This window comes from Priestia sp. P5 (genome assembly GCF_029522155.1).
Classification (GTDB): domain Bacteria; phylum Bacillota; class Bacilli; order Bacillales; family Bacillaceae_H; genus Priestia; species Priestia megaterium_E.
The window spans coordinates 715,213-741,485 of the sequence record NZ_JAKWFJ010000002.1; the positions used below are offsets into that span (position 1 = coordinate 715,213).

The 26,273-nt window shown below is 37.9% G+C and carries 30 protein-coding genes; 16 read left to right on the forward strand and 14 right to left on the reverse strand.

The genetic code is table 11. The features are described from left to right. Window positions 1-18: 18 nt before the first annotated feature. Both MMB69_RS20380 and ptsP read left to right on the forward strand, forming a co-directional pair. On the forward strand, window positions 19-285 hold the full coding sequence (locus tag MMB69_RS20380) for a phosphocarrier protein HPr (RefSeq protein ID WP_013056011.1): 267 nt from the start codon (window positions 19-21) through the stop codon (window positions 283-285). Next, entirely contained in the window at window positions 285-2,006 is a 1,722-nt protein-coding gene (gene ptsP, locus MMB69_RS20385; protein ID WP_277448357.1) for a phosphoenolpyruvate--protein phosphotransferase, read from the forward strand. Before MMB69_RS20380 ends, ptsP begins: the two co-directional genes overlap by 1 nt. A gap of 41 nt (window positions 2,007-2,047) precedes the next feature. On the opposite strand, the gene MMB69_RS20390 is transcribed toward ptsP, so the two are convergent. From MMB69_RS20390 to MMB69_RS20400, 3 genes are all read right to left on the reverse strand, one after another. Beyond that, the gene (locus MMB69_RS20390) at window positions 2,048-2,734 is read right to left on the reverse strand and encodes an LrgB family protein (protein WP_013056013.1); all 687 of its coding nucleotides are present in this window, start codon (window positions 2,732-2,734) and stop codon (window positions 2,048-2,050) included. Continuing rightward, a complete protein-coding gene (locus tag MMB69_RS20395; protein ID WP_013082263.1) occupies window positions 2,731-3,099 on the reverse strand; it encodes a CidA/LrgA family holin-like protein in 369 nt (122 codons plus the stop codon). The genes MMB69_RS20390 and MMB69_RS20395 overlap by 4 nt, the downstream gene beginning before the upstream one ends. A gap of 496 nt (window positions 3,100-3,595) precedes the next feature. Next, complete coding sequence (locus MMB69_RS20400) at window positions 3,596-4,471, reverse strand: LysR family transcriptional regulator (protein ID WP_013056015.1); 876 nt, start codon at window positions 4,469-4,471, stop codon at window positions 3,596-3,598. Window positions 4,472-4,712: 241 nt separating this feature from the next. Here MMB69_RS20400 and MMB69_RS20405 point away from each other — a divergent pair, with 241 nt between their 5' ends. Further along, window positions 4,713-5,489, forward strand: coding sequence for a hypothetical protein (locus tag MMB69_RS20405; RefSeq protein WP_033578396.1), 777 nt, complete (start codon window positions 4,713-4,715; stop codon window positions 5,487-5,489). Between the two features lie 139 nt (window positions 5,490-5,628). On the opposite strand, the gene MMB69_RS20410 is transcribed toward MMB69_RS20405, so the two are convergent. Then, window positions 5,629-6,324, reverse strand: coding sequence for a GNAT family N-acetyltransferase (locus MMB69_RS20410; protein WP_221785670.1), 696 nt, complete (start codon window positions 6,322-6,324; stop codon window positions 5,629-5,631). A gap of 144 nt (window positions 6,325-6,468) precedes the next feature. Between MMB69_RS20410 and MMB69_RS20415 the strand changes: the two genes are divergently transcribed. Next, a complete protein-coding gene (locus MMB69_RS20415) occupies window positions 6,469-7,254 on the forward strand; it encodes an SDR family oxidoreductase (protein WP_221785669.1) in 786 nt (261 codons plus the stop codon). Window positions 7,255-7,290: 36 nt separating this feature from the next. Here the strand turns inward: MMB69_RS20415 and MMB69_RS20420 are convergent, their stop codons facing one another. The 5 genes from MMB69_RS20420 to MMB69_RS20440 all read right to left on the reverse strand — a co-directional run bounded on the left by MMB69_RS20420 (window position 7,291) and on the right by MMB69_RS20440 (window position 10,647). Further along, window positions 7,291-7,902: a nitroreductase family protein gene (locus MMB69_RS20420; RefSeq protein WP_014461024.1), complete on the reverse strand. Its 612-nt coding sequence runs from the start codon at window positions 7,900-7,902 to the stop codon at window positions 7,291-7,293. Window positions 7,903-8,054: 152 nt separating this feature from the next. Continuing rightward, window positions 8,055-9,218, reverse strand: coding sequence for an aminotransferase A (locus tag MMB69_RS20425; protein WP_016763417.1), 1,164 nt, complete (start codon window positions 9,216-9,218; stop codon window positions 8,055-8,057). 96 nt (window positions 9,219-9,314) lie between these two features. After that, entirely contained in the window at window positions 9,315-9,536 is a 222-nt protein-coding gene (locus MMB69_RS20430; RefSeq protein WP_028414125.1) for an IDEAL domain-containing protein, read from the reverse strand. Window positions 9,537-9,739: 203 nt separating this feature from the next. Beyond that, window positions 9,740-9,934: a hypothetical protein gene (locus tag MMB69_RS20435; RefSeq protein WP_013056022.1), complete on the reverse strand. Its 195-nt coding sequence runs from the start codon at window positions 9,932-9,934 to the stop codon at window positions 9,740-9,742. A gap of 113 nt (window positions 9,935-10,047) precedes the next feature. After that, entirely contained in the window at window positions 10,048-10,647 is a 600-nt protein-coding gene (locus MMB69_RS20440; RefSeq protein WP_277448360.1) for a TetR/AcrR family transcriptional regulator, read from the reverse strand. A gap of 296 nt (window positions 10,648-10,943) precedes the next feature. On the opposite strand from MMB69_RS20440, the gene MMB69_RS20445 reads away from it, so the two are divergent. Beyond that, window positions 10,944-11,849 (forward strand): chemotaxis protein, encoded by a 906-nt coding sequence (locus MMB69_RS20445; protein ID WP_221785666.1) that lies wholly within the window; start codon window positions 10,944-10,946, stop codon window positions 11,847-11,849. 49 nt (window positions 11,850-11,898) lie between these two features. Here the strand turns inward: MMB69_RS20445 and MMB69_RS20450 are convergent, their stop codons facing one another. Next, window positions 11,899-12,366 carry a YkyB family protein gene (locus MMB69_RS20450; protein ID WP_013056025.1) on the reverse strand — a complete coding sequence of 156 codons (468 nt, stop codon included), beginning with the start codon at window positions 12,364-12,366 and terminating at the stop codon, window positions 11,899-11,901. A 255-nt stretch (window positions 12,367-12,621) separates the two neighbouring features. Then, the gene (locus MMB69_RS20455; RefSeq protein WP_221785665.1) at window positions 12,622-13,134 is read right to left on the reverse strand and encodes a L,D-transpeptidase family protein; all 513 of its coding nucleotides are present in this window, start codon (window positions 13,132-13,134) and stop codon (window positions 12,622-12,624) included. A 109-nt stretch (window positions 13,135-13,243) separates the two neighbouring features. On the opposite strand from MMB69_RS20455, the gene MMB69_RS20460 reads away from it, so the two are divergent. Together MMB69_RS20460 and MMB69_RS20465 are read left to right on the forward strand one after the other, a co-directional pair. Next, complete coding sequence (locus tag MMB69_RS20460) at window positions 13,244-14,770, forward strand: Ppx/GppA family phosphatase (protein ID WP_277448361.1); 1,527 nt, start codon at window positions 13,244-13,246, stop codon at window positions 14,768-14,770. Window positions 14,771-14,843: 73 nt separating this feature from the next. Continuing rightward, entirely contained in the window at window positions 14,844-16,967 is a 2,124-nt protein-coding gene (locus tag MMB69_RS20465) for an RNA degradosome polyphosphate kinase (RefSeq protein WP_221812803.1), read from the forward strand. Between the two features lie 39 nt (window positions 16,968-17,006). Here MMB69_RS20465 and MMB69_RS27335 read toward each other — a convergent pair whose 3' ends face one another. Together MMB69_RS27335 and MMB69_RS20475 are read right to left on the reverse strand one after the other, a co-directional pair. Beyond that, window positions 17,007-17,315 carry a hypothetical protein gene (locus MMB69_RS27335; protein ID WP_075420657.1) on the reverse strand — a complete coding sequence of 103 codons (309 nt, stop codon included), beginning with the start codon at window positions 17,313-17,315 and terminating at the stop codon, window positions 17,007-17,009. A gap of 145 nt (window positions 17,316-17,460) precedes the next feature. Further along, window positions 17,461-18,327: a metallophosphoesterase gene (locus MMB69_RS20475; RefSeq protein WP_221785662.1), complete on the reverse strand. Its 867-nt coding sequence runs from the start codon at window positions 18,325-18,327 to the stop codon at window positions 17,461-17,463. 171 nt (window positions 18,328-18,498) lie between these two features. Between MMB69_RS20475 and fadH the strand changes: the two genes are divergently transcribed. From fadH to MMB69_RS20490, 3 genes are all read left to right on the forward strand, one after another. After that, entirely contained in the window at window positions 18,499-19,263 is a 765-nt protein-coding gene (fadH, locus tag MMB69_RS20480) for a 2,4-dienoyl-CoA reductase (RefSeq protein WP_277448362.1), read from the forward strand. 105 nt (window positions 19,264-19,368) lie between these two features. After that, window positions 19,369-20,580 (forward strand): EAL domain-containing protein, encoded by a 1,212-nt coding sequence (locus tag MMB69_RS20485; protein WP_050689396.1) that lies wholly within the window; start codon window positions 19,369-19,371, stop codon window positions 20,578-20,580. Window positions 20,581-20,736: 156 nt separating this feature from the next. Continuing rightward, the gene (locus MMB69_RS20490; protein WP_277448363.1) at window positions 20,737-21,207 is read left to right on the forward strand and encodes a DUF3993 domain-containing protein; all 471 of its coding nucleotides are present in this window, start codon (window positions 20,737-20,739) and stop codon (window positions 21,205-21,207) included. A 41-nt stretch (window positions 21,208-21,248) separates the two neighbouring features. Here MMB69_RS20490 and MMB69_RS20495 read toward each other — a convergent pair whose 3' ends face one another. Then, window positions 21,249-21,485 (reverse strand): glutaredoxin domain-containing protein, encoded by a 237-nt coding sequence (locus tag MMB69_RS20495; protein ID WP_013056034.1) that lies wholly within the window; start codon window positions 21,483-21,485, stop codon window positions 21,249-21,251. Between the two features lie 280 nt (window positions 21,486-21,765). On the opposite strand from MMB69_RS20495, the gene MMB69_RS20500 reads away from it, so the two are divergent. The 6 genes from MMB69_RS20500 (at window position 21,766) to MMB69_RS20525 (ending at window position 26,241) form a co-directional block, all read left to right on the forward strand. Continuing rightward, window positions 21,766-22,002, forward strand: a complete 237-nt coding sequence (locus MMB69_RS20500) for a YkuJ family protein (protein WP_013056035.1) — start codon at window positions 21,766-21,768, stop codon at window positions 22,000-22,002. 382 nt (window positions 22,003-22,384) lie between these two features. Then, window positions 22,385-22,840, forward strand: coding sequence for a cyclic-di-AMP-binding protein CbpB (cbpB, locus tag MMB69_RS20505; RefSeq protein WP_013056036.1), 456 nt, complete (start codon window positions 22,385-22,387; stop codon window positions 22,838-22,840). A 99-nt stretch (window positions 22,841-22,939) separates the two neighbouring features. Next, window positions 22,940-23,818: a LysR family transcriptional regulator gene (locus MMB69_RS20510; RefSeq protein ID WP_013056037.1), complete on the forward strand. Its 879-nt coding sequence runs from the start codon at window positions 22,940-22,942 to the stop codon at window positions 23,816-23,818. A gap of 129 nt (window positions 23,819-23,947) precedes the next feature. After that, complete coding sequence (dapD, locus tag MMB69_RS20515; RefSeq protein ID WP_013082280.1) at window positions 23,948-24,667, forward strand: 2,3,4,5-tetrahydropyridine-2,6-dicarboxylate N-acetyltransferase; 720 nt, start codon at window positions 23,948-23,950, stop codon at window positions 24,665-24,667. A gap of 144 nt (window positions 24,668-24,811) precedes the next feature. Further along, complete coding sequence (locus tag MMB69_RS20520) at window positions 24,812-25,939, forward strand: N-acetyldiaminopimelate deacetylase (RefSeq protein ID WP_277448367.1); 1,128 nt, start codon at window positions 24,812-24,814, stop codon at window positions 25,937-25,939. 56 nt (window positions 25,940-25,995) lie between these two features. Continuing rightward, window positions 25,996-26,241: a YkuS family protein gene (locus MMB69_RS20525; RefSeq protein ID WP_013056040.1), complete on the forward strand. Its 246-nt coding sequence runs from the start codon at window positions 25,996-25,998 to the stop codon at window positions 26,239-26,241. Window positions 26,242-26,273: the final 32 nt, after the last annotated feature.

Sequence of the window (26,273 nt, forward strand, 5' to 3'; positions counted from 1 at the left end):
AAAGGAGATTGATTTAACATGGCACAAAAAACATTTACAGTAACAGCAGACTCAGGAATTCACGCACGTCCGGCAACAACTTTAGTACAAGCAGCAAGCAAATTTGATTCTGATATCAACTTAGAATTCAACGGTAAAACTGTAAACTTAAAATCAATCATGGGCGTTATGTCTTTAGGTATTCAAAAAGGCGCTACAATCACTATCTCTGCAGAAGGTTCTGACGAAGCAGATGCACTTGCTGCTCTTGAAGATACAATGAGCAAAGAAGGATTAGGCGAATAATGACAAAGGAAATTCAAGGCATTGCCGCTTCTAGCGGCATTGCTATTGCTAAAGCATTTCGTCTAGAAAATCCAGAATTAACCGTTGAAAAAAAATCAGTAACTGAAGTTGAAGCAGAAGTAGCACGTCTAGAAGCTGCGCTAGAAAAGTCAAAATCAGAACTTGAAATTATTAGAGAGCACGCTCGTAAAGAACTTGGAGATGACAAAGCAGAAATCTTTGAAGCTCACTTATTAGTTCTAAGCGATCCTGAACTTATAAATCCAATTAAAGATAAAATTACAAATGAAAATGTAAACGCTGAACATGCACTTGATGAAGTAGCGGCAATGTTTATTAATATGTTTGAGTCAATGGACAATGAATATATGAAAGAACGTGCTGCTGATATCCGTGACGTAACAAAACGTGTATTAGCTCATCTTTTAGGTGTAAACGTTTCAAATCCAAGCTTAATCTCAGAAGAGGTTGTCATTATCGCAGAAGATTTAACGCCGTCTGATACAGCACAGTTAAATCGTAAGTTCGTAAAAGGATTTACAACAGATATTGGCGGACGTACTTCTCACTCAGCAATTATGGCGCGTTCAATGGAGATTCCAGCTGTTGTAGGTACAAAAACAGTTATGGAAGACATTCAAAACGGCGTATTAGTAATTGTTGATGGTTTAGATGGCGAAGTTATCGTTGACCCAAGCGAAGAAACAGTAAAAGCTTACGAGAAAAAAGCCGCTGAGTATGCAGAACAAAAAGCTGAGTGGGCTAAGCTTGTAAATGAAAAAACGGTTTCAGCTGATAATCATCACGTTGAACTTGCAGCTAACATTGGTACACCAGAAGATGTAAAAGGCGTATTAGAAAACGGCGGCGAAGGCGTTGGACTTTATCGTACAGAATTCTTATATATGGGCCGCGAAGAGCTTCCGACGGAAGAAGAGCAGTTTACTTCTTATAAAACAGTTCTTGAACGTATGGAAGGCAAACCAGTGGTTGTTCGTACTCTTGACATTGGTGGAGACAAAGAGCTTCCTTATTTAAATCTACCAAAAGAAATGAACCCATTCTTAGGATTCCGTGCCATTCGCTTATGTCTAGAGATGCAAGACATGTTCCGTACACAGCTTCGTGCGCTTCTACGTGCAAGCGTATACGGTAATCTGAAAATTATGTTTCCTATGATTGCTACTGTTGATGAGTTCCGTCAAGCAAAAGCTATTCTTTTAGAAGAAAAAGCTAAACTTCAACAAGAAGGCGTACAAGTTTCGGAAGACATCGAAGTAGGGATGATGGTAGAGATTCCTTCTTCAGCGGTAATCGCAGATTTATTTGCTAAAGAAGTAGATTTCTTCTCTATCGGAACAAACGATTTAATTCAATACACGCTTGCTGCTGACCGCATGAATGAGCGCGTGTCTTATTTATATCAACCGTATAACCCAGCGATTCTTCGCTTAGTGAATATGGTAATCAAAGCGGCTCACAAAGAAGGTAAGTGGGTAGGCATGTGCGGAGAGATGGCAGGAGATGAGATTGCAATTCCAATTCTTTTAGGCTTAGGCTTAGATGAATTCTCAATGAGTGCAACATCTATTCTGAAAGCTCGTTCTCAAATCCGTCAATTATCAAAAGCTGATATCGAACCTCATTTAGATACAATTCTATCAATGTCTTCTACGGAAGAAGTTATTGAGTTCGTAAAATCAACTTTTCATATTGGATAATAAAAAGGTGTGATCATATATGATCACACCTTTTTTATCTTTTAAGCGAAAATAGTAGGCAGAAGCATATTCGCAAACAGCATTGTAAGAAGGGCTGCTACGATCATGCCAAGGCTAGAAAAAGTACCTTCAATTTTTCCAAATTCAAAAGCTCTTGCTGTACCTGTCCCATGAGAAGCTACTCCTAAAAGAAGACCTCTTGCTAGAGAAGAGTGCAGTGCGAGGAGCTTAATCAGTTTTGGAGCGACCATACATCCTACTACACCGGTTATAATCACAAACATAATGGTAATATTCGGATCTCCTCCTAGCGTTTGAGATACATTAACGGCAATAGGAATCGTAACCGATCTTGGAATCAAGCTATGAACCAGCGTTGATTGTAAATGAAACACTAATGCTAACAGCATGGAAGATATCATGGCAGCAAACGTACCGAGCCCTACGCTTAAGCTGATTTCAACACGATGTTTTTTCAGTAAATCAAAATACTTGAACATAGGAACAGCAAAAGCAACGGTTGCTGGCCCAAGCATAAAGCTAATAGCACTGGCACCTTGCTTATAATGATCATAAGAGCCATTCGTTACTAATAAGATGCCAATTAAAAGAATGGGGGCTAGTAAAATAGGGGAAACTAGCATAGACTTATATTTTTTATAGAGCACTTTTGTGCCGACATAAACGAGCAGTGTAAGCGGAAGAGCAATCCATGTGAGCAATGTCATTTTAGCGAACCTTCCTTTCTTCTTGAAATATGTTCTGCAATGATTCCCGTTATAGACATCACAATAATCGTACTGATTGTGATAATAATCACAATCTGGATTCCAAAATGCATCAATACATCTCCATAATTGATGAGTCCAACGACGGCTGGTATGAAAAATAGTAATAGTTCTCCCACTAACAGTGTTCCACCTTGTTCAACCCAGCTTAATTTAATTACTTTAAAGTACAGTAAGAAAAACAGTAAGAAAAATCCGATGATACTACCTGGCACTGGGAGGTCAAACCACTGTGAAATACTTTCTCCTATTAAAAACAGAGCCGTTAGTAATAAAATCTGTAAAATCACCATAATCAGTTTCATGATTAGCCTCCTTTATTTATGTTTTTATTCATTCATTCCTAGTTTGTTGAGACAATAATGGAGTCGTCTATGCTGAAAAGACGACTCCATCATGGGAAAAGAGAAACTATTTGGATTTTGCAAATGGGGATACAACTTAAGTAAATGAATGCTACACACTTATCTTACAAAAAAACGACTATAATATGAAATATATAATAACTATGATAACTATTCTTTTTAGTTATAGTTGAAAGAAATCTCTTTACAAATGCATTGGTAACCTTTTCAAAAAAGAGTTTGTGAAATATCAGGTGTAACTATTTAATAAAAGGCAATCAAAAAAAGAAATGGAGACATGCCTAAAACAATTCCATATCAAAACGAACCAATAGGATAAATGATTTAGTATGAATGACTTGTTACACCGCCATGAAAAAATCCGAACGAGTTTGATTTTCTATCAAGAATCAAACTCATTCGGATTTTTAATTAAACTACTTTTGTCTCAGCTTTGTTAAACTGTACTTTTAATATAGTCAATAAAAGCCTGTGTAGCATAAGAGATATAGCGATCTTTTTTAACGATTAAAGCAATTTCCCATGGAATAGCATTCTCGAGATTAATTACTTTCACATGCTCTAAATCAAGCTTTTCACATAGTGAATAAGGGAAAAGAGCAATGCCGAGATTAGCAGCTACCAGCTCTCCAATGAAGTCCCACTGAGAGCTTTTAAAAGCAATATTAGGTGTAAATCCATTTTTTAAACATTCGTTATAGACCATTTCATGCATGGTGAAGTCTTCATGAAAGGAAATAAGCGTTTCGTCTTTTAACTCTTTTAATGAAATCGTAGAATGCTGAGCCAACGGATGAGATTTATGAACAACAAGCTGCAGTGTTTCTCGAGCTAAAGGAGTCGTAAAAAACATGTTTTCATCAACTGGAAGTAAAACTACGCCCACATCCACTTCTCCTTGTTCCACAAATTTTTGCATTCTTTTAGCGCCATATTCCACTAATTGAATATGAATCTCAGGGTATTGCTCTCGAAATGCTTTAATGATAGTAGGAAAAAACAATGTACCAATAATAGGGGGAATGCCTATTTTGATGGTTCCTCTTTTTAAATGCATTAAATCATAGAGGGAATCCGATAAATCTCGGAGAGAAGATAAAATGCTTTCAGCTTGCTCGTACACGATTATTCCTGCATCGGTAAGCTGAACTTGTTTGCCAGCGCGATCAAACAAAGGGGTGCCGAGCTCTTCTTCTAATGATTTAACCATTTTACTGAGAGAAGGTTGAGAAATATGCAGCGCTTCAGAAGCTCTTGTGAAATTTTTATGTTTAGCCACTTCTGTTAAGTAATGCAAATGGCGAACATCCATTTTGTATACCTCCGTGTTCATACATGCTAATTAATAAGATACACACATTCTACCACATTCACAATCAGCTCTATACCTTTCTTTCCTATCAAATAAAATGATCAGTAGAAGAGGTAGTGAATACAAAAGAAATTGCCAACAATATATATTTACACATTGTTTATTTTAGAAGTATAATATATAAATCAGTAGAACGGTTACATATCGATCACAGAATCAATCAATAAGGTGGTTAGAACGGTTGAGTAAAGCAGATGAAATAAGAGATATCGTTTATATTAATGGCCATGTAAATAAAAAATGCTTTATTACATATGGAATTGAATTTAAAGAGTTTTATCATTCCCTTCCTACGCCGCTTGCAAATATATTATTGTTAAAGCACGGTTTTGAAGACAGTGATTACCACTACCAAACCCATATGGACTACGTAGAAGAAGAACAAATTCATCTTTTAGCAGAGGATGATGTTTATAATTATGGTGACTTTTGTTGGATTGATTTTGAGGATATATCTTCGTTGGATTTGTTAGAACCTCAAGATATTGCAGCGCTGCTGTATTTAGGTCATTTAAAAAAACCGCTCAATTCACCATTTAATAATAAACTCGGTAATCAATTTGTTTATTTAGCTCATGATGATGGATTTTATAACAAAATCTATTTTCGAGATGTATATGATATGAAGCATATTTTAAGCCGAATCATTCCGTTAAAAATGTCAGCAATTAAGCAAAAAAGATTTGTATTTAGAAGGAAGAAGTTAGAATATCCAATATTGCCGCTCGTGTTAGCAAATACGCTTCTTACTTTAACGAATGACGGTTTGTTTATTGATTTCGAACATATGGTTCAATCCCGTAAAGATATTAAAATTCCTTTGTATACAATCGGTGATTTTGACGATATGAATGAAATGTATAATGATCGGTTTGAGCACAAAGAGATGAGTAAATTGCAGGCGCATCTTGTTCTCACTCACAAAGAACTAGAGTGGAGCATTGAAGAAGTTCAATAATCTAAAAAGACGTTGAGACATAAAGAAATGAATCCAATCAACTGCTAGAAGGAACGAAACAGATAAAACTATATTCACCATCACAAAAAAACGAACCGTTAATCAAACATGTTGATTAACGGTTCGTTTTTCACTTGGGCTAAAATACCTTTGTCCCAGCCTCTTTTTGAATAGCTGTATAAAATGGATTTTTCCATTCCATTAGTACGGCGTAGTTGTGCGAATCTTCATCTTCAATATAGTTTGCTGCGAGACCAATGGGCGTTCTGCCACAGCGCATTAAAAAGGTCATAACCGGGTCGTAGAGAGTTCCGGCTGATACAAGGTTCATGTATTCAACGGGCGTGTACAAGGAAGACACTGATGCGTATCCAGGGATGCGGCACCCGCCGAGCAGCCTTTCTAACTTGTAATGAATCACGACTTCATATAAAGACTGCAAAAGCAGCTTCCCAAGCCCCATCGATCGATGCGAAGGAGTGACGCATACGTCCACTACATAAAGCGTATTACCAGAAGGATCGTGCGTATGAATATATCCGCTTCCTGTTACTTCATCCCATGTGTGAGCCGCATTTCCTTCCACTGAAACAATCGCGCTTGTGATAGATCCGCATATTGTTCCGTCTATCTCCACGCATAGCGCTCCATCGGGAAAAAGGGAAACATGGTTATTTAACTGATCTTTGCTCCATAATAATTCAGAAGGGAAAGGAGCGGGAAAACTTTCTTCTTGAATCCGAATCAACTCATCGAAGTCGCTTGATGTATATGATCGTAATGTACATGTTACAGGCTTATTTTGATGAAAGACAAAGCATTGCTTTTTATACACTGCTTTTTTGCCTCCTTTAGAAAATAATTTTCAGATAATTAAGTATACCATATGGAAAAAAGAAATTATTTCATATTTATTGAAGAATTTGACGAGAACGTGATAAAGTTAAAAAGATTCGAACTATTAGACGAGGTGAAAGAAATGGATGTTGAATTAAAAGGAAAAACAGCGCTTGTATTTGCGGCCAGCCAAGGGCTTGGCAAAGCGATTGCTGCCAGACTTGCTGAAGAAGGCGCAAACGTTATGATTGCAAGTCGCTCAGAAGAGAAACTAATTCAAGTAGCGGAAGAGATTTCATATCTTGGAAGCGGACAAGTGTTACATAAAACGGCAGATGTCACGAAAACTCAAGACATTCAAGATGTTATTCAATATACAGTAGATACGTTTGGAACCATTGATATTTTAATTAATAATACAGGAGGTCCTAAAGCTGGGAACTTTCTTTCTTTAACAGATGATGATTGGAAGCATGCGTTTGAGTTAAATCTTCTCAGCTATATTCGTATTATTCGTGAGGTAGTGCCCGTTATGAAAAAGAGCGGAGGACGTATCGTCAATATTGCTTCTTCTTCCATTAAAGAGCCAATCGCTGGACTTATTCTGTCAAATACCTTCCGTACAGGAATCGTGGGACTTACCAAAACACTTGCTTCAGAACTAGCAGAGGACGGTATCTTAATTAACACGGTTGCTCCCGGAAGAATCGCAACAGACCGAGTGAAAGAACTAGATACCATTCGTGCTGAAAAAATGGGAGTAGAGGTTTCAGAAATTGAAGAAGAGATGAGAAACCAAATTCCTCTTAAACGCTACGGTCAGCCTGAAGAGTTTGCTAAAGCCGTTGCTTTCTTTGTTTCGGGAGCGAATTCATATATGACAGGCCAGTCGTTTCTAATCGACGGAGGCATGGTAAAATCCATTTAGTTACATAGAAAAACCCTGCAGCTGCAGGGTTTTTTGTTAAATCCAAGTTGTAACTTGATCTAATGGTAAACGATCGCTAGCGTGAGCTTCTTTAGCCGCTTTTCCAACTGAGATAAGCATAACCGGAATGTATCGATCCTCAATTTTAAATTCTTCTACAAATTTTTGAGCGTTAAATCCGCCCATTGAGCAAGTGTCATATCCTTTTGCTTTTGCTGCAAGCATGAATGTCATAGATGCAAGAGAAGCATTTGTAAACGCGGCATCGCGGGCAAAAGCACCGTTTTTATAAGCGCCGTTAATTTGTCCTGACAAAATGTTTTTTACGTCTTCTGTCATGTGACCTGCTTCGACTAGTGGGTTGTACACGTCATCTACATTTTTATTGGCTTCTAAATCACCTAAGACAGCTACTACAGCGCCTGCTTCTGTAATTTGTTTTTGGTTGTAAGCGATTGGAAGTAGACGTTCTTTCGCATCTTGGTCTGTAATAACAACGAAATGCCAGTGCTGTAAGTTCCAAGCTGATGGTGACTTCACTGTTGCTTCTAAAAGTTCCGTTAATTCTTCTTTGCTTAATTTAGCTGAAGAGTCATATTCTCGAATCGATGTACGTTCATTTACCACATCAAAAAAATCTTTTGTCATAATAAAAACCTCCGTTAAAAGTATGTATTTCTTTAGTGAATCGATGCACATTTTATAATGATACACTATTGAAGTCAATTTATATGCTTCTAGTATACCCGCTCTTATGTGCTGTCACTCACAAAAAAATGCATACACTTTTTATCATCGGCTTAACGTGATTGACGAGATGTAAGATAAGCTTCAATTCGATCACAAGCTTCACGCAGTGTATTCATGGAATACGCATACGACAGGCGGACATATCCTTCACCGTGGGAAGAAAAAGCGCTGCCGGGTACTAGTGCAACACCCGCTTCTTTTACTAACTCCAGGGCAAAATCAAATGAATTACTGTGGAAGTTCTGAATAGAAGGGAAGATATAAAAAGCACCGGTCGGCTTTTCTACGTCAAATCCCATATTTACTAGTCGGTCATACACATAATTCAGTCTTTGTTCGTATTCTTTTTTCATATCCACCGCATCGTTTTTACCTGCTGTCAGTGCCTCGAGTGCAGCTGCTTGAGAGACAGAAGAAGCACAGCTCACGTTGTATTGATGAACTTTTAAAATATGTTTGGCTAAATAAGAAGGAGCAAATAAAAGACCAATTCGCCAGCCCGTCATGGAATGAGACTTTGATACTCCGTTAATAACAATTGTTTTCTCTCTCATAGAGGAAATGGAGGCAATGGACTGATGTTTTTTATCAAAAACGAGCTCGCTGTATATTTCATCAGAGAGTACAAAAATATTTTTATCGCTTAAAAGAGCGGCAATTTCTTCTAATTCTTGCTGTGACAACGTCACGCCTGTAGGATTAGACGGATAAGGTAAGATGACGCATCTTGTTTTAGACGTCAAATGTTGTTGGATTAAATCCGCTGTTAGTCGAAATCCTGTTTCGGTTGTATCAATATGTACAGGTTTAGCGCCGTTTAACCGGATAAGCGGTTCGTATCCTGGGTAAACAGGTCCAGGTAAAATAACTTCAGAATCTTCTTCTAAAATGGTGCGAAGAGCAATGTCAATTGCTTGACTAGCTCCAATGGTCACAATCACTTCATCCGCTGGGTTATAGTGCAAGTCATATTTTTCTTTGACAAATTGAGCTGCTGCCTCGCGCAGTTCTATTGTTCCAGCATTGTGGGTATAAGAAGTTTGGTTACCATCAATTGCAGATTTTGCCGCTTCTTTTACATGCTGTGGAGTTAAGAAGTCAGGTTGTCCAATTGTGAGGGATAAAACATCTTGATATTGTGAGACCATATTATAAAATGTACGTATTCCTGATAGTTCAATTTCTTTGACACGTTTATTGATTAAGTGCTCCATGGTTTCAAATCCTTCCGCGTATTTTCAACTCATTTTATCACAATGAAAATAGGTAAAAAACCACTATTTGCGCATTTTGCAAATAGTGGTTTTAAGTTAGGTGTTATATAGCTTATTATAAGCAGTTGTTAGTTCATAAAATTGTTCTTCGTCTCTGTTATCTAACGCATCGTCGATAAGAGATTTCAAATGCTGTTTATTAAAGTTTGTACTCATAGCCGTTAAAATACGATCAGCTTCTTTGGCGTAATAGTGTTGGTAAGGTGTGTACTGAGATGAGTGAGGATAGTGATTCATATTTTTTCGATAAGAACTCATAACATAAACCTCCTTTTTTTAAATAAAACGCAGCTTCTATTACTTGAAATGTACCCTTTCTATATAGTTGTTAACCCTGTTTTTAGCTGCGAATGTGCTAAGGTATGTGTTAGGAAATCAGAGGTTCCTCGCTTCACGTTCAATTCTAGTTTCAAAAAAATAAGCGTATAAAAAGACCTGCATATATATGCAGGTCTTGTATATTAGTCAGTGTGTATTTGGCCTTCACGCCAATAAACGGGGGAAACGTAGCCAAAATCAACTTCATGATCGTCCAATGTTACAACGCAGTGATCAGAGCCTTCTTGTTCTTTAATATCTTGATATACAGCTTCTTCTACGTTTTCAATAATGGTCATTTCATTATCGTCATTAAAAAGAATGACGGAGCCTTTCATATTACGAACACCTTCTTTTAAGATTATTCATTCACTTTGTGTAGTATAAACCGTTTTGGCTGTAGAGTCCACAGCTATCTTCGATTTCTTGTTAAAAATTTGTGAACAGGCTTTTAGGAATGAATAAGAAACCCTCTAAATAGAAGAGTAACCGACTTGTCTATTCTTTCTTGAAGGGCAGTAGAGTCGGGTTGGTTGGTACACCAGTAGAGAAGTGTGCCAAAAAAGTTAAGTATAGCAATAGAAGCCATTTCTTCGGCCGGGATATCGACTATAAGTTCACCTCGGTCTTGTCCTGTTTGAAAAACTTTTGTAAAATGAGCACGCATTTTTTCAATTTGAAGAATTTCAGATTGTTGAAAGGAACTGTTGGTAATAGCAATATGAAACCAGGAACGGATTAGGTGAGGGTTCGCTTCTTCGTTTGATTGTGCTAATAATAAAAACAGTTGTTTAACAATGGCAGCAGTTGATTCTTTTGTTTTAAGGAGCTGTTCTAATTTATAGGAGATACGGTTTGTAAAATTAATTCCAAGGTAGTGAAGAACTTCTTCTTTCGTTTTGAAGTAATTAAAAAATGTTCCCTTTGCTACACCCGCTTCATGGGTAATTTGAGACACAGTCGTTTTTTGATATCCCTGCTGTTGGAATAAAGAGATAGCGGCTTTTTGGATGCGTTTTTTTGTTTCTTCTTTTTGTAATCCTCTGTTCATAAATTACACCTCGTTCGAATAGGAGTAGTCGTTTGACTCAAGTTCATAAGCTAGTATAGAGAAGTAAAGTAGAGTAAGTAAAAAACTGAGCAGAGGATGAGACGAAAGGGATCGACGCTCATGTTTTTATATAGTATATAATATTCTGTCAATTCGTAAAACAATATTTTATGTATATGTTTTAGGGAAAAAGGATAACAAAATAAGAAAATTTTTCTTTACGGATATAAGAGGCGGTCACTATAATGGGAAATATGGACTATTAGATAAGCAGGTGAGATGAGAGGAGTAAGTATATGAATCCAGATAAAGGAATACTGTTAGAAAGTGGTACAAACGAACTGGAAATTGTCGAATTTGAGATAGGAAATGTTTGGTTTGGCATCAATGTAGTAAAAGTTAGAGAGATTATTAATCCCGTATCTATTACACCTGTTCCAAATGCGCATTCTTACATAGAAGGTATTATAGAGCTAAGAGGGGAAGTACTTCCTGTTTTTGACATAGCAAAAGCGTTAAAAATGGAACCTTCAAATACGCCGGAGAAGGATAAGTTAATTGTTACAGAGTTCAATCAGCAAAAAATTGTCTTTCATACCCATGCAGTGACGCAAATTCACCGTATTTCTTGGAAAGAAATTGAGAAGCCTTCAGATTTGTACCAAGGTTTGGAAACGCAGATTACTGGAGTGGTGAAATTAAACGGTCAAATGATTCTGCTGTTAGACTTTGAAAAGTTGATTTCTGACGTAAACCCTGATGCGGGTATTAATCAGTCGAAAATAAAAAAGCTAGGGGCTAGGGAACGCTCTAATAAAAAGATTGTTGTGGCTGAAGACTCGCCGCTGCTGCGCCGAATGATTGAAGATACTCTTGCACAAGCAGGTTATGAGAACACGGAATTTTTTGAGAACGGCGAGGAAGCATGGAACTATCTAAGCTCGGTGATCGATGAAGGAGTGGAAATCAGTGATCAAGTCCAGCTGCTTATTACAGATATAGAAATGCCGCAAATGGATGGGCATCATTTAACTAAAAAAGTAAAAGAAAATCCTCAGCTTTCTATACTTCCAGTCATTATCTTCTCTTCTCTTATCACAGAAGATTTACGTCACAAGGGAAAAATGGTAGGAGCGGAAGGACAAGTAAGTAAGCCGGAAATCGGAGAGCTTGTTGAGTTGATCGATCTCTATATTTTGTAGGATGACAAAAAAGTGCCTGAAAGCAGATTGCTCCACTTCAGGCACTTTTTTAAAAATAACTTTTACCCAGCGGTTTAAACACAGGTGCTTGCCGTTTTCTTGGAGTCGAAACAGGGCTTTTGGCCGGCTGTACGAGATGACCCGTATATTTAGATAATAAGCGCTTCGCATAAGATAATGACATAGTCGTTTTGGGATTTCGATACTGATGGTTTAAATGGCCGAGGTGTGATAACTCTTTGAAGTCTTCTTTCTTTGGAGGCATATGGAAAAAGTAGTCTCCAACTGATACAAGTACATCTGATTTTTGTTGACTTTTACCAGGGTTTGGCGAAAAGTGAAGTCCTTCTTTTTTGGCTTTTCCTTCTAAAATTAGTTGATCTAATGCAATTTTCTTTAACGTATATAACTGCTTAGGATCAGGAGCAGCTTTTGCGTGACGATTTACAGTGAAAATAGCTTGTGCAATCTCAGATACAGACGGGGTCAAAGAGCCTTGTCCATTTGCTTGAGACATACGTTCACTCCCTTTCTATCATATCAGCTGTTCAACCTATAAGGTGAAAGCTGATACGTTCATTATAGCGTGTCTTGTCCCATTTGAAAATAATTACACGAAGAAGTATTTTGGTAATTAATGAAATTTCCTATGTATAGGGTTTGTTTTGTTACGCTTCCTTATACAAGTAAAGTGGAACAGCACGTCATACTTTCTATTTTAAAAAAAGTGCTGCTCGCACAGTTAAGCCATCATTGATTAGTAAATCCCGAACTACTGAGCCATTCGTCGAGAAGGTCGAATATACACACCAGTCCCATTTGGCACAATTTGAGCTAGCTCATTTACTTGGGCATTATACATGCGAATGCATCCTTTGGATACGGCTTTTCCAATAGAACTTGGATCATTTGTTCCGTGAATGCCATATGACTTTTTAGACAAGCTTAGCCACATTGTGCCAAAAGGCCCCCCGGGGTTTGGCTCCCGGTTAACGATAACAAAGTCTCCAGTAGGGGTTGCGCTCAGCATTTTTCCTGCTGCAATGGGATAGACTTTTTGTATGATATTATTTTTTCGTAATTCAAGCTGTTTTTCAGCAATAAACACGTGAATCGTGTAAGGAATGAGTTCTTTATCAGGGAGGTTTGGAATGATGATTACTTGCCCAGGCTTCAGCGTGCTATGGCTTACAAAAGGATTAGCCATCCACAGGTCTTCAACCGGAATCCGGTAGTCACCTGAAACGCTTTGCCAGGTTTCACCGCGCTTTACTATATATCTCATTAGCTTCGCTCCTTTGATATATGACTATGTTGTAACAGTATACGATTAAAAAAAGTAAAAGTGACCTTTGTGAGCATAAAGTTATTTTGAAAAAGGTGTTGAAATTACATTGACTTATAAGCATGGACTGATTGATATAGGTTCAAATACGATACGCCTTGTTATTTATGAATACAAAAAAGGCAGAGGGTTTAAGCAAATTGAAAACGTGAAAGTAGCTGCACGGCTTCGAAATTATTTAAGTAAAGAAGGAGTGTTAACGGCTAAAGGAATATATACCTTGCTTGATACGCTTAAAACGTTTGGAGTTATTACCAAGCATCAGCAGCTGCCGCATGTTACCTGTGTGGCCACAGCTACCATCCGTCAAGCGGCTAATGCAAAAGAAGTTCTAGCGCTTGTAAAAAAAGAAACGGACTTTTCTATTCAACTATTGTCTGAATATGAAGAAGCGTACTACGGCTTTGTTGCCGTTATTCATTCCACTTCGGTCGAAGAAGCCATTACAATTGACATTGGCGGGGGAAGTACGGAAGTTACGTATTTTCGCAATCGAGAGTTAGTGCAGTACCACAGCTTTCCATTCGGTGCCTTATCTCTGCGTCTGCAGTTCGTTAAAGGCAATATTCCCACTGCAGAAGAAAAAATGAAAATCCGAGATTTTGTGATCCGGCATTTCCATACCGTCCCGTGGCTTTTAAATCGCCAAGTTCCGATTGTAGCAATTGGAGGAAGCGCAAGAAGTATGGTGCAAGTGCATCAAGGTTTTATCCACTATCCTCTCGCCGGTCTGCATCAATATGAAATGAATTTAGCTGATATATTGCATGTGAAATCTGCTATAGGCTCATTGTCTTATCACAATCTTCAAAAGCTAGACCGCTTGTCAAAAGATCGCGTGGATACAATTTTGCCAGCGATTGAAGTATTTCAATCATTATATGAAACAGTGAACGCGACTCGCTTCATCTTAAGCCGCAAAGGCTTAAGAGAAGGGGTGTTATTTAAGGAAGCGTCTGATGCTAATATCCAGCCAATGTACCCCGATGTCATACAGCAAAGTTTTCAAGAAATAATGGAAGAGTTTGAAGTAAGTAAAGATTACGTCAAACAGCTTACGCGCACAGCTAGTATGATGTTTCAGCATCTTAAGGAGCAGGGACCGGTTGATTTAAAAGAGGATGACTTAGCGCTTCTTATAAAAGCTGCGCAAGTGTATGATATAGGAAAGTATATTGATGCGGAATCAAGCAGCCAGCATACGTTTTATGTGCTTGCTAATCGTACAATTGATGGTATTTCACATAGAGAACGTTTAAAGCTGGGGCTTGTTTCTTCATATAAAGGGAAGTCTTCTTTTAGGCAATATGTTGCTCCTTTTAAAAAGTGGTTAACAAAAGAAGAACAAAAAAAAGTCCAGCTGCTCGGTGCGGTTTTAAAAATAGCTGACGGTTTACATGCAACAAAGCGAAATGTTGTTCAACATATTGACATGAAAAGCGATGAAAACACAGTTACGATTAAACTATTATGTACAAAAACCTTTCGTCCTGAACAATATCAGGCTGAAAAACAGAAAAAGCATCTAGAAAAAGTAGTGAAAAAAAATATTGTTCTTGAATTTACTAAGCTTTAGAATAACGCTGGATCGGTTAGAATATTCAGTATAGCTAACTAGATTAAATCCATTATCCTGGAAGGTGAAGCTAATGTTAGAAAGTAATCGCACTTATAAGCAAACCATACAAGTAGCTGATTCAGCTTATTACAATAATCGTGAATTGAGCTGGCTGGCTTTTAATAAGAGGGTGCTGGAAGAAGCAGTAGATACGAAAAACCCTTTGCTTGAGCGGTTTAAATTTCTAGGAATTTTCAGTTCAAATCTGGATGAGTTTTTTATGATTCGGGTAGCCGGATTAAAAGATCAAGTGAAAGCTGGATTTAGCAAACCTGAAAACAAAGCAGGCTTAACTCCTAAACAGCAGCTATTTTCTATCTCCAAACAAAACCACGATCTAGTCAAGCAGCAGTATGATACCTATATTCACACACTTCTTCCCGAATTACAGAAATACGGTGTGGAAATCATTACGGTTGAAAAGCTGGAGAAATCAAATCTAGATAAGCTTGAACAGTATTTTGACGAGCAAATCTTTCCCGTATTAACTCCTATAGCTATTGATGCCTACCGCCCGTTTCCCATGTTGATGAATAAAAGCTTGAACTTAGCAGTCGTCCTTTCAGAAAATTTAAATGATGAGCAGCAAATTGCCGAGATAAAAGGAAGGTTAGCTATCGTTCAAGTACCTTCAATGCTAACGCGCTACATTGAAATAGCCACGTCAGATTCTACCCGTCTATTTGTATTGCTAGAGGATGTGATTGCCTATTTTATTAAAAAGTTGTTTAAGGGATATCGGGTTTCTTCCGTTTCTCAATTTCGAATTACCCGCAACGCAGATATGACTATTCACGAAGAAGACGCTCAAGATTTACTAAAAGAAATTGAAGAAGAGTTACAGAAGCGAAAATGGGGAGCGGCTGTTCGACTTGAGATTAAGAGGCCATATGATCAGGGTGTACTAGCGTATTTAAAGTCAGTACTTGAAATTGACGATGAAGATGTGTATGAGATTGAAGGACAGCTGGATTTAACCAGTTTATTTTCGTTTTATAGATTACTTAAATCTACGCATGAAGAGTTGGCTGAAAAAGCTTTTATTCCCAAGCTTACAACAGAGTTACATCCAGATCAAAATGTTTTCGACCAAATGATGCAAAGAGATATTTTGCTTCACCATCCTTATGAATCGTTTAAGCCGGTACTTGATTTTGTTAACTGTGCAGCAGACGATGAAAATGTGCTCGCTATTAAGCAAACGTTATACAGGGTAAGCGGAGATTCTCCCGTTATTAAAGCATTAAAACGAGCAGCTGCAAAAGGTAAGCAAGTGACGGTACTAGTTGAACTAAAAGCGAGGTTTGATGAAGAGAATAATGTGCAATGGGCTAAAGAGCTAGAGCGGGCAGGGTGCCACGTGATATATGGAATGCCTCATTTAAAAACGCATGGTAAAATTACGCTCGTGGTGAGAAGAGAAGGAGAGCATATTAAGCGATTTGTTCATCTTGGCACCGGGAATTACAACGATGCGACGGCGAAGATCTATACAGATATAAGTCTTTTTACTGTCAACAGAAACATCGGGATAGATGCGGCCAATTTTTTTAATTACTTAAGTGGCTATACGCAAAAACCAGTATATCATCATTTATCCGTTTCACCATTTGATATAAGAAATGATTTTTTGCATCTCATTGATCAGGAAATCCATTATCACAGACGGTATGGCAATGGAAGAATCATTGGGAAAATGAACTCATTGACGGATAAAATTTTAATTATGAAGCTATATGAAGCTTCTATAGCTGGTGTGACAATCGAACTCATTGTTAGAGGAGCGTGCTGCTTGCGCCCTCAAATTCAAGGCGTTAGCGAAAATATAAGAGTAAGAAGCATTGTCGGACGATTTTTAGAGCATAGCCGAATCTATTATTTTCATCATAATAAACAGGAAAAGTGTTTCTTTTCATCTGCAGATATGATGACAAGAAACATGGTGAAACGAGTAGAAATTTTATTTCCTATCTTGGATACACGTTTGAAAAAAAAAGTGTGGAAGTGGCTTCAAGTTATGCTTGCTGATAATGTAAAAGCACGAGAACAAGACCAACAAGGGAATTATCATTACGTCATAAAAAAAGAACATGAGCTCTCTATTAATAGTCAAGAGATCTTTTGTCAATATGCTCTTTGCAACAATCAAGAATAACATAAAAAAAGCCGAATACTCGGCTTTTTAGTCATGTTATTATCTAGGAATGGGACCAACAGGACCGTATCCAGGTCCGTAGTATGTGTTATAAACAGGAGCACCGCCTCCATAGCCGGCACCAGGGTAGCCTCCTCCAGGAAATCCTCCTCCAGGAAATCCACCGCCGTAAAAAGGAACTGGATAAGGATAAGGTGGTGGACAGCACCCAGGTCTGCCTCCAAAACCGCCAACAGCTAGTCCGCCAAGCAGCCCACCAGCTAAGCCAGCAACAAAAGGAAATCCAAAAAAGCGCTCGTCACCATTTGGAATATTACGATATCCTGTATAGGGATATTGATAGTACATAATTTAACCTCCTTGTCAGTTGTCTTTGTAGTGTATGGCTGAACGGAAACTTTTGAGCCTGGTTTATTTCTTTAAGACTAGAATTAGGCGGTCATGATCAGCTAAAAAAAGACAATCAACATAAAAACGCCCTGTAAGGGCGTTTTTATGTTGATTGCAAGGTGAAAAGCGTAATTTCAGGCGTAGCTAAAAAACGAAAAGGAATGCGAGTGGTTCCTAAGCCTCTATTCACATAAAGCTTCATTTTAGAATCTCCAACTTCGTACATTCCTTCAGGGTAAACCGTCCCAAAGGGCGGTGTAATCAAAGGACCGTAAAAAGGAATTTGAATTTGGCCTCCATGACTATGGCCGGAGAGCTGAAGATCCACTGGAAAAGGAGCTGCTTTGACAGCAACGTCAGGTTCATGAATCATAGCAATAGAAAAAATATCCGGCTGTAATTGCCCTAGCGTTCCTTCATATTGTGGGTTCCCAAGCATAATATCATCCAGTCCACAAATATGAATGTAGCTTTTATCGGGCATGGATACTCTGTCAACTTCATTTACTAAAAGTCTAAATCCTGCGTCTTCAATGGCTTGTTTGTAGATATTTGTTCCATATCCCCCATGATCATGATTACCATATATGGCATATTTTCCAAGAGGAGCCTGAAGCCTCTGTAAAATCGGGGGAATTCTTTCTGGATGCGGGTATTCATTAGGTACATCCATTAAATCTCCGGTAAATAATATAATAGTAGGCTTCAAATTATTTATGGTCACCATAAGCTGTTCCAGTTGTAATAAATCATAAGAGAGTCCAAGATGAATATCACTAAATTGTAAAATTTTTATTCCGTTAAAGCTTTTCGGAATGTTTTTAGAAGTAATTGTATGACGAACAATTTGCAGACGTCTAGGCTCAATATATTTGGCATATGTATACCCAAAAGACGTGGTGAGCAAAGACCCTAACGAAATAGACGCTAGTCCTTTCAAAAAAGATCGTCTTGTATACGTCTTTTTCATGCAAAATCAACCTATTCCTTATAGTTTTCAAGTTTTCATTATAGCATTGTTTTTTTTATCATCACAACGAGAAGTCTGCTTTTGAGTTAAATAGATAAAAGTTTCACTTTATTCAGAAAAAATAGTAAAATGATAGTTGTAAAACACTTACGTTTTGGGGAGGAATATAAATTGAAGAACAAGGTCGTAATTGTTACTGGCGGTTCAAGTGGAATGGGAAAACATATGGCGAAGCGATTTGCAGAACAAGGTGCTCATGTGGTAATTACAGGTAGGTCAGCCGATCGATTACAAGAGACAGAAAATGAAATTAAAACGTTTGATGGACAGGTACTTTCAGTGGTGATGGATGTACGCAATCCAGAAGATGTGGAACGAATGGTTCAAGAAACGGACAAGGCATTTGGCCAAATTGATTTTTTAGTTAATAATGCTGCAGGCAATTTTATATGTGCAGCTGAAGACTTATCCATTAACGGATGGAACAGCGTAATTAATATCGTATTAAATGGTACATTTTATTGCAGTTCCGCAGTAGGGAAATATTGGATCGATAAAGATACAAAAGGGGCCATTACAAACATTGTGGCTACATATGCCTGGAATGCAGGAGCAGGTGTTATTCATTCAGCTTGTGCCAAGTCAGGAGTTTTAACCATGACGCGCACGCTCGCAGTAGAGTGGGGAAAGAAATATGGTATACGGGTGAATGCAATTGCACCGGGGCCGATCGAGCGAACAGGAGGAGCCGATAAATTATTTGAGTCAGAAAAAATGAAAGCGCGTACATTAAATTCTGTACCATTAGGACGCCTTGGAACTCCTGAGGAAATAGCAGGATTAGCCAGTTTCTTATTCTCCGATGAAGCGTCTTATATCAATGGAGAGTGTATCACAATGGACGGGGGGCAGTGGCTAAATCAGCATCCTTTTTAAGGTTGGATACGTACTAAAAAGTACAAAGCAAACCGAGAAGGGCTAGCAAAATTATGCTATTCGTATTATACTAACGTAAAGTGAACAAGGAGAGGGGAGAGTTGAGTGGACCCGTTAGATGTATTAACAAACATAGAGAAAACTCTTCCGTATTATCAAGCAATTTTTAGTGCAGATGGACATAGAGTAATTGGCTATGAAGTGTTGGCGAGGTTTCAAAATGAAGGGGAAATTGAAAGTCTCGGCCCATTCTTTCATGATGATGCGATTCCGGATGAATATCGCATAGAAGTTGATTATGCTGTTTTAACACAAGCGCTCGAGCATATGTTGACCCAGGAAGAGCAATTTTTAATTTTTATTAATCAGAACCCTAATTTATTAATGAACGATCATGGAGAATCCTTGCTAGAATTATTGCAACTTTTCGAAAATAAAGGATTATCGCTTGATCGAATTGTTCTCGAAATTACAGAACACAATTTTAGTGGAGATTTGGAATCACTTCAACACTTACTAAAGTATTATCAAACATATGGTATTAAGATTGCAATTGATAATATAGGAAAAGAAAGTAGTAATCTAGACAGGATTGGGTTGCTTTCACCAGATATTTTAAAAGTAGATTTACATATTCTGAGACAAACGGACATGGCGCAGTCGTATCAAGACGTATTGTATTCTTTATCTCTGTTAGCAAGAAAAATGGGTGCTACGCTTCTATACGAAGATATAGAAGCCTCCTATCAGCTGCAATATGCATGGAGAAACGGAGGCAGGTATTTTCAAGGTTATTATTTACATAAGCCGGCTGCTGAACTTGTCGATCCGAACATCTTAAAGGATAAACTAAAGGAACGTTTTGAAATGTATATCGCTCATGAAAAGAAAAAGCTGCTTGCTGTTTACCAGCTGACAGAACGCTTTCAAGATAAAATGCAGCAGGTAATGACAAAGTGCAGAAAGCTAGAAACGTATGACGAGATGCTGCCTGTTATTGCAGAAGAACTATCCAACGTGTGTTTTCGCCTTTACATCTGCGATGAAAACGGATTTCAAAAGTCTTCTAACTATGTAAAGAAAAATGAGGATTGGATTCTTGAGCCTGAATATGTAAAGAAAAATTGGAGCTGGCGCCCATATTTTCTTGAGAATATTATTCGAATGAGCTATGAAAAAAAAGGCATATTATCAGATTTGTATAATGATATTGAAACAGGTGAGAATATCCGGACTTTTTCGTATCCGATTGATAATATGCACTATATATTCCTTGATATTTCATATTCTTTTTTATACGAAAGAGACGTTTTGTAGAGAATAAATAAGTTGAAGTTAAACCGGCAACCAGCAAAAGTGGTTGCCGGTTTTTTATGTTTTTTTAGAGGAGAACGACAGTCGATTATAGAGATATGCATAGGCAGGGGAAATTTCGGAATTCTAATAAAAAAGAAGTGAAGGAGCTGATTTAATTTGAAAAAAATATGCTTACTTGTCTTTTTGCTGATTGTCTTGTACTCAGGAAAATCTGTTCATGCAGAAGTATCAGGAGAGATTAGGCATGAAATCTTTATAAATTTGCAGGACGCTTATCAGGCTCAGCTAAGAGCTGCGTCTGCCCATACTAATCCAGGCGCTGTTCGTGAGCTGAAATTGTTTTTAGATGATGAGTATGCATCTGTATTTTTTAATGAGGCTCTCTTACAAAAAGCTCAAGGGTATGTCGGAGAGGGACCTGAATATTTACCACACTACATCCCTTTCTTTTCTTTCGATGAACAGACGAAGGTAGCTCTTCATTCCGACCAAAACAAAGCTTATGTCTATCAATTTTTTCCGGCCGTGCATAATGAACGGGTAAAATACCAAGATCATTATGAAATGATCACGTTAGTAAAAAAACAAGGGAAATGGAAAGTGCAAAAGTTTATATATAGTAAGTAACACTCAAAATAGCCGAGGAAAGCTTATTTTGAGTGTTTCTGTTACCCGATGTTAAGAAGCTTCTCAAGTGCTTGAAGATCAAATCCTCTGATAATTTCCTGGTCAACACGAATGGTCGGAGTGGAATAAGACTCTAACTCGGTAGTCATTCGTTTTCGAGCAGAAGCATCTTTAGATACGTCAAATTCTTTATACGAAACGTGATGATGCTGTAAAAACTGTTTAACAATTTCGCAAGGTGGGCAAGCTGGTTGTGTGTACAACTCTATAGATCTCAATGAAAGCACCTCCCTATATTAAAATGAATGGTGTTAAAGTAGAATGAAGTTTTGTATGATACATAGTATATCGCTATGTTATTATAATAAAAAACGACATATATCGCTATAATAAGGCATTTTCTTATGAAAAATCACGTAAAGTACTTGTGTTTTTTTAGTATGTGGCATATAGTGAAATGGTGTCTTTTAAGTATTAGTTTAGATAAAGTATTTATTTGAATTGATATTGTAGAAAAGTCGAATGCGTAATGATGTAATAGGTGAAAGGAGAGATTATATGTCACAATTACAAGGTATTTTAACTCGTCTTGTGAATCTCCGTGAGCAAGCAAGTGGAAGTGAAGCGCCACAACGCTTCTTCGAAGTAGAGGGAAAAAGAATTTGCAGCGTGAAATATCATGCAAAAACTGAAACATACGAACTTGAAGTATATCAAGATGGTGAAAAGCCAGCCGTTTATCAATTTGATAACGTTGATATGATTGCAATTGAAATTTTTGAACTTATTCATTAAGGGATAAAGCAAAACGAATGCCGCAAAGGATTTTATACTTTGCGGCATTTTTTTGTTACTGCGTATGGAGTTTTTGCGGTGGCTTCCGCCCTATTTTCCCGAGAAATATCGACAAAGTGATAGCAGATTTTCTGATAAATAGAAGGAACGGGTCGAATGCTGTAAAAAAATCAAGATAAAAAATTCAGATAATTATGAACTTTCGTTGACACTTGTTTTAAAAAAATCTAGACTTAACATATAAGGGAGAACATCGAGTGTGTCTGCTTCTATTCCCTCTTAAAGGTTCGCATTTACGTAAGCAAGCTATTTTCATTTTGTAGCTTGTTCTTTTTCTCTTTACACACGTGGAAGTTATGAGAAATGGAAGGAGAATGTATAAATGATTGATATTGATCACAATCAGTTAAATCAAATTGAACTTCGAGATTTGCTTGTCACTTCTGATAAAGTTGCTCATGTTCAAGTGGGAAATAATTTAGAACATGCTTTGCTTGTGTTAACAAAGACTGGTTATACGTCCATTCCCGTATTAAATCCAAGATTTCAGCTGCAGGGGTTCGTGAGCATGACGCTTATTTTAGATTCGATTTTAGGATTAAAGCGCATTGAATTTGAACGATTAGAAACCATGAAAGTAGAAGAAGTTATGAATCAAAATGTTCCTCGTGTCTCCATGAAAAAATCCGTATTAAAAGTCATAAATGCCATGATTAACCATCCTTTTTTGTGCGTAGAGAATGAAGATGGCATTTTTGAAGGGATTTTAACACGAAGAAATTTGTTAAAATCATTAAGAAGGCAGTCCATCATTCTCCCGAAAGAGTCATTTCAATAATTTTTTTAAGAAATCGTGTTTCAGCCTATCTTTCTCCGTTTTTTTCTTATATGATAAAGGTAAAATGAAAGTAAAAAGAGGCTTGAAAGGAATAACTGAATGCAATTAATAGAATGTCGAATGCTCGTTGTATTAGCTCAAGAATTAAATATGAGAAAAGCTGCAGAGAGATTATTTGTATCGCAACCAGCTTTATCACAGAGGCTGCAAACCATTGAAAAAGCATGGGATACACAAATCTTCATTCGTTCGCAAAAAGGACTGTCATTAACGCCTGCTGGAGAAAAGATTGTTCAATTTGCAAAAGAAGTGGTAGAAAAAGAAGATCGGGTTCGTGAGGACTTGCATCATTTAGATAATGAAGTATATGGTACACTCAAATTAGCGGTGGCTTCGATTATTGGACAGCACTGGCTGCCGGCGGTGTTAAAACGCTATATGGATCGTTACCCACATGCTAAAATCTCTCTTGTAACCGGCTGGAGCAGTGAAATGCTTCGCTATCTGTACGAAGATGAGGTACATATTGGAATCATACGCGGAAATCCGGATTGGAAAGGCGTCAAAGAACATTTGTTTACAGACCCTCTTTACCTAGTTGATTCAGAAATTGAAAGGGCAGCGGAAGTAGTAAACACTCATCGACCATTTATTCAATTTAAAAGTGACTCAACGTATTATCAAGAAATTTTAGAATGGTGGCATCGAGAGTTTCATACTACACCGAAGCGTACAATTGTAGTGGATCAGATTGAGACGTGTAAGCAAATGGCTTTGAATGGTCTTGGGTTCGCTATTTTACCATCGATTGCTATTAAAGAAGCTGGAAGCCATATTCACCGGACGCCGCTTCTGAAAGCAAATGGAGAGCCAATTACGCGAGACACTTCTTTAGTTGGATATGAATCAGCGTTTAAACTGAAGCAAGTTCGAGCATTTGTTGATATTGTACGTGAATATGTAAGAGAAACGGTCTAAAGCGAGCCCAGATGCTCGCTTTTTTTATTTGCAATCGTTATCTTTTTATTAAAACGATAATGATGCTTGTCATTGTGAAAGCATTTTGTTACATTAAATGAGACATTGCTTACTTAGGAGGAATACATAATGAAAATGATGGATGCTAATGAGATTATCTCATTTATTCAAAACAGCACAAAATCAACACCGGTAAAAGTTTACGTAAAAGGTGAAGTAGAAGGAATTGACTTTGGTTCATCTTCTAAAACATTCGTAACGGGCAACACAGGTGTAGTATTTGGTGAATGGAAAGAAATCAAAGCTGCTATTGAAGCAAACGAAGGAAAAATTGAAGACTACGTAATTGAAAACGATCGCCGCAACTCTGCGATTCCTTTATTAGATATGAAAGGAATTAAAGCTCGTATTGAGCCAGGCGCTATTATTCGCGATCAAGTTGAAATCGGCGACAACGCTGTTATTATGATGGGTGCATCTATTAACATCGGCTCGGTGATCGGTGAAGGAACAATGATCGACATGAACGTAGTACTTGGTGGTCGTGCGACAGTAGGTAAAAACTGTCACATCGGCGCAGGTTCTGTATTAGCTGGTGTTATTGAGCCACCTTCTGCAAAACCAGTTGTAGTAGAAGATGATGTAGTAATCGGTGCTAATGCTGTTGTTCTTGAAGGTGTAACAGTAGGTAAAGGTGCCGTAGTTGCTGCAGGTGCAATTGTGGTAGAAGATGTAGCTCCTTACACAGTAGTAGCAGGTACACCGGCTCGCGTTATTAAAGAAATTGACGAAAAAACAAAGTCTAAAACAGAAATCAAGCAAGAATTGCGTCAATTAAACGAAGAATAAGAAAAACGATCAGTTTGCGCTTTTTCTTTGCTGAATTAATAGGTTTTAGCGATTGGGATACTGAATCCTTGAACGTATCATATGGACAAGTTGGAAGCGTGGGCAACCACGCTTTCTTCTTTATTTCGTGAGGAGGACATACACATGGCTGAAAATGAATTTGTGAAAATAAGAAGAGAGCTACATAAAATTCCTGAATTAGGGTTTCAAGAGGTGAAAACACAGCGTTTTTTGCTTGATTATATTAACACTCTTCCGCAAGAGCGCTTAGAAGTAAAGACGTGGAAAACAGGACTCTTTGTTAAAGTACATGGTACAAACCCAACTAAAACAATAGGCTACCGAGCAGATATTGACGGTCTTCCTATCACGGAAGAAACGAATTATTCTTTTCAATCACAGCATGAAGGACTTATGCATGCCTGCGGACATGATATGCATATGGCCATTGGGCTAGGCGTACTAACTTACTTTGCTCAGCATGAAATCAAAGATAATGTACTGTTCATCTTTCAACCTGCAGAAGAAGGTCCAGGAGGAGCACAGCCAATGCTCGAAAGCGATATCATGAAAGAATGGCTTCCAGATTTCATCTTCGCCCTTCACGTAGCGCCTGAATATCCGGTTGGTTCGATTGCGCTGAAGGAAGGGTTGCTATTTGCTAACACGTCTGAGCTATTTATTGATTTAAAAGGAAAAGGCGGCCATGCTGCTTATCCACATACAACAAATGATATGGTAGTTGCTGCATGTCAGCTCGTTTCACAGCTTCAAACTATTGTTGCTCGCAACGTTGATCCGCTAGACAGCGCTGTAATTACAGTAGGAAAAATTCAAGGCGGGACGGTTCAAAATATTATTGCGGAGCGAGCTCGCATAGAAGGAACCATTCGCACGCTATCTCCTGAATCAATGACGCGTGTTAAAGAACGAATTGAAGCGATTGTTAAAGGAGTAGAAGTAGGGTATCAGTGTGAAACAGCCATTGATTATGGCTGTATGTATCATCAAGTATATAATCACCATGAAGTCACGCGAGAGTTCATGGAATTTGCCAAAGCGCAAACGGACGTGGATGTGATTGAGTGCAAAGAAGCAATGACAGGAGAAGATTTTGGCTATATGCTAAAAGATATTCCTGGATTTATGTTTTGGCTTGGCGTTCAGTCTGAATATGGGCTTCATCATGCAAAGCTGCAGCCTCATGAAGGCGCAATAGATATTGCGATTACACTTATTACAAAATATTTTGAACATAAAGGCAATCAATAAATCGTATAATCATTTTTCCTTATGGCTAAATTAATACCATGAGGAGGTGGGCAACGATGGCACGAATTGGTGTAGAATACGGTTTAACAGATGTACAAGCTGCACTTCAGCAGCTCGGACATGAAGTGGTACAATTACGCAACGAAAGTGATGCACAAGGGTGCGATTGCTGTGTTGTAACAGGACAGGATTCAAACGTAATGGGGATTTCTGATGCAGTAACGCAAGGCTCAGTTATTACAGCTAGCGGATTAACGGCAGAAGAAATTTGTCAGCAAGTAGGCAACAAGGTACAAGGGTAAAAGAAAGCCGAAGGATATAAATCCTTCGGCTA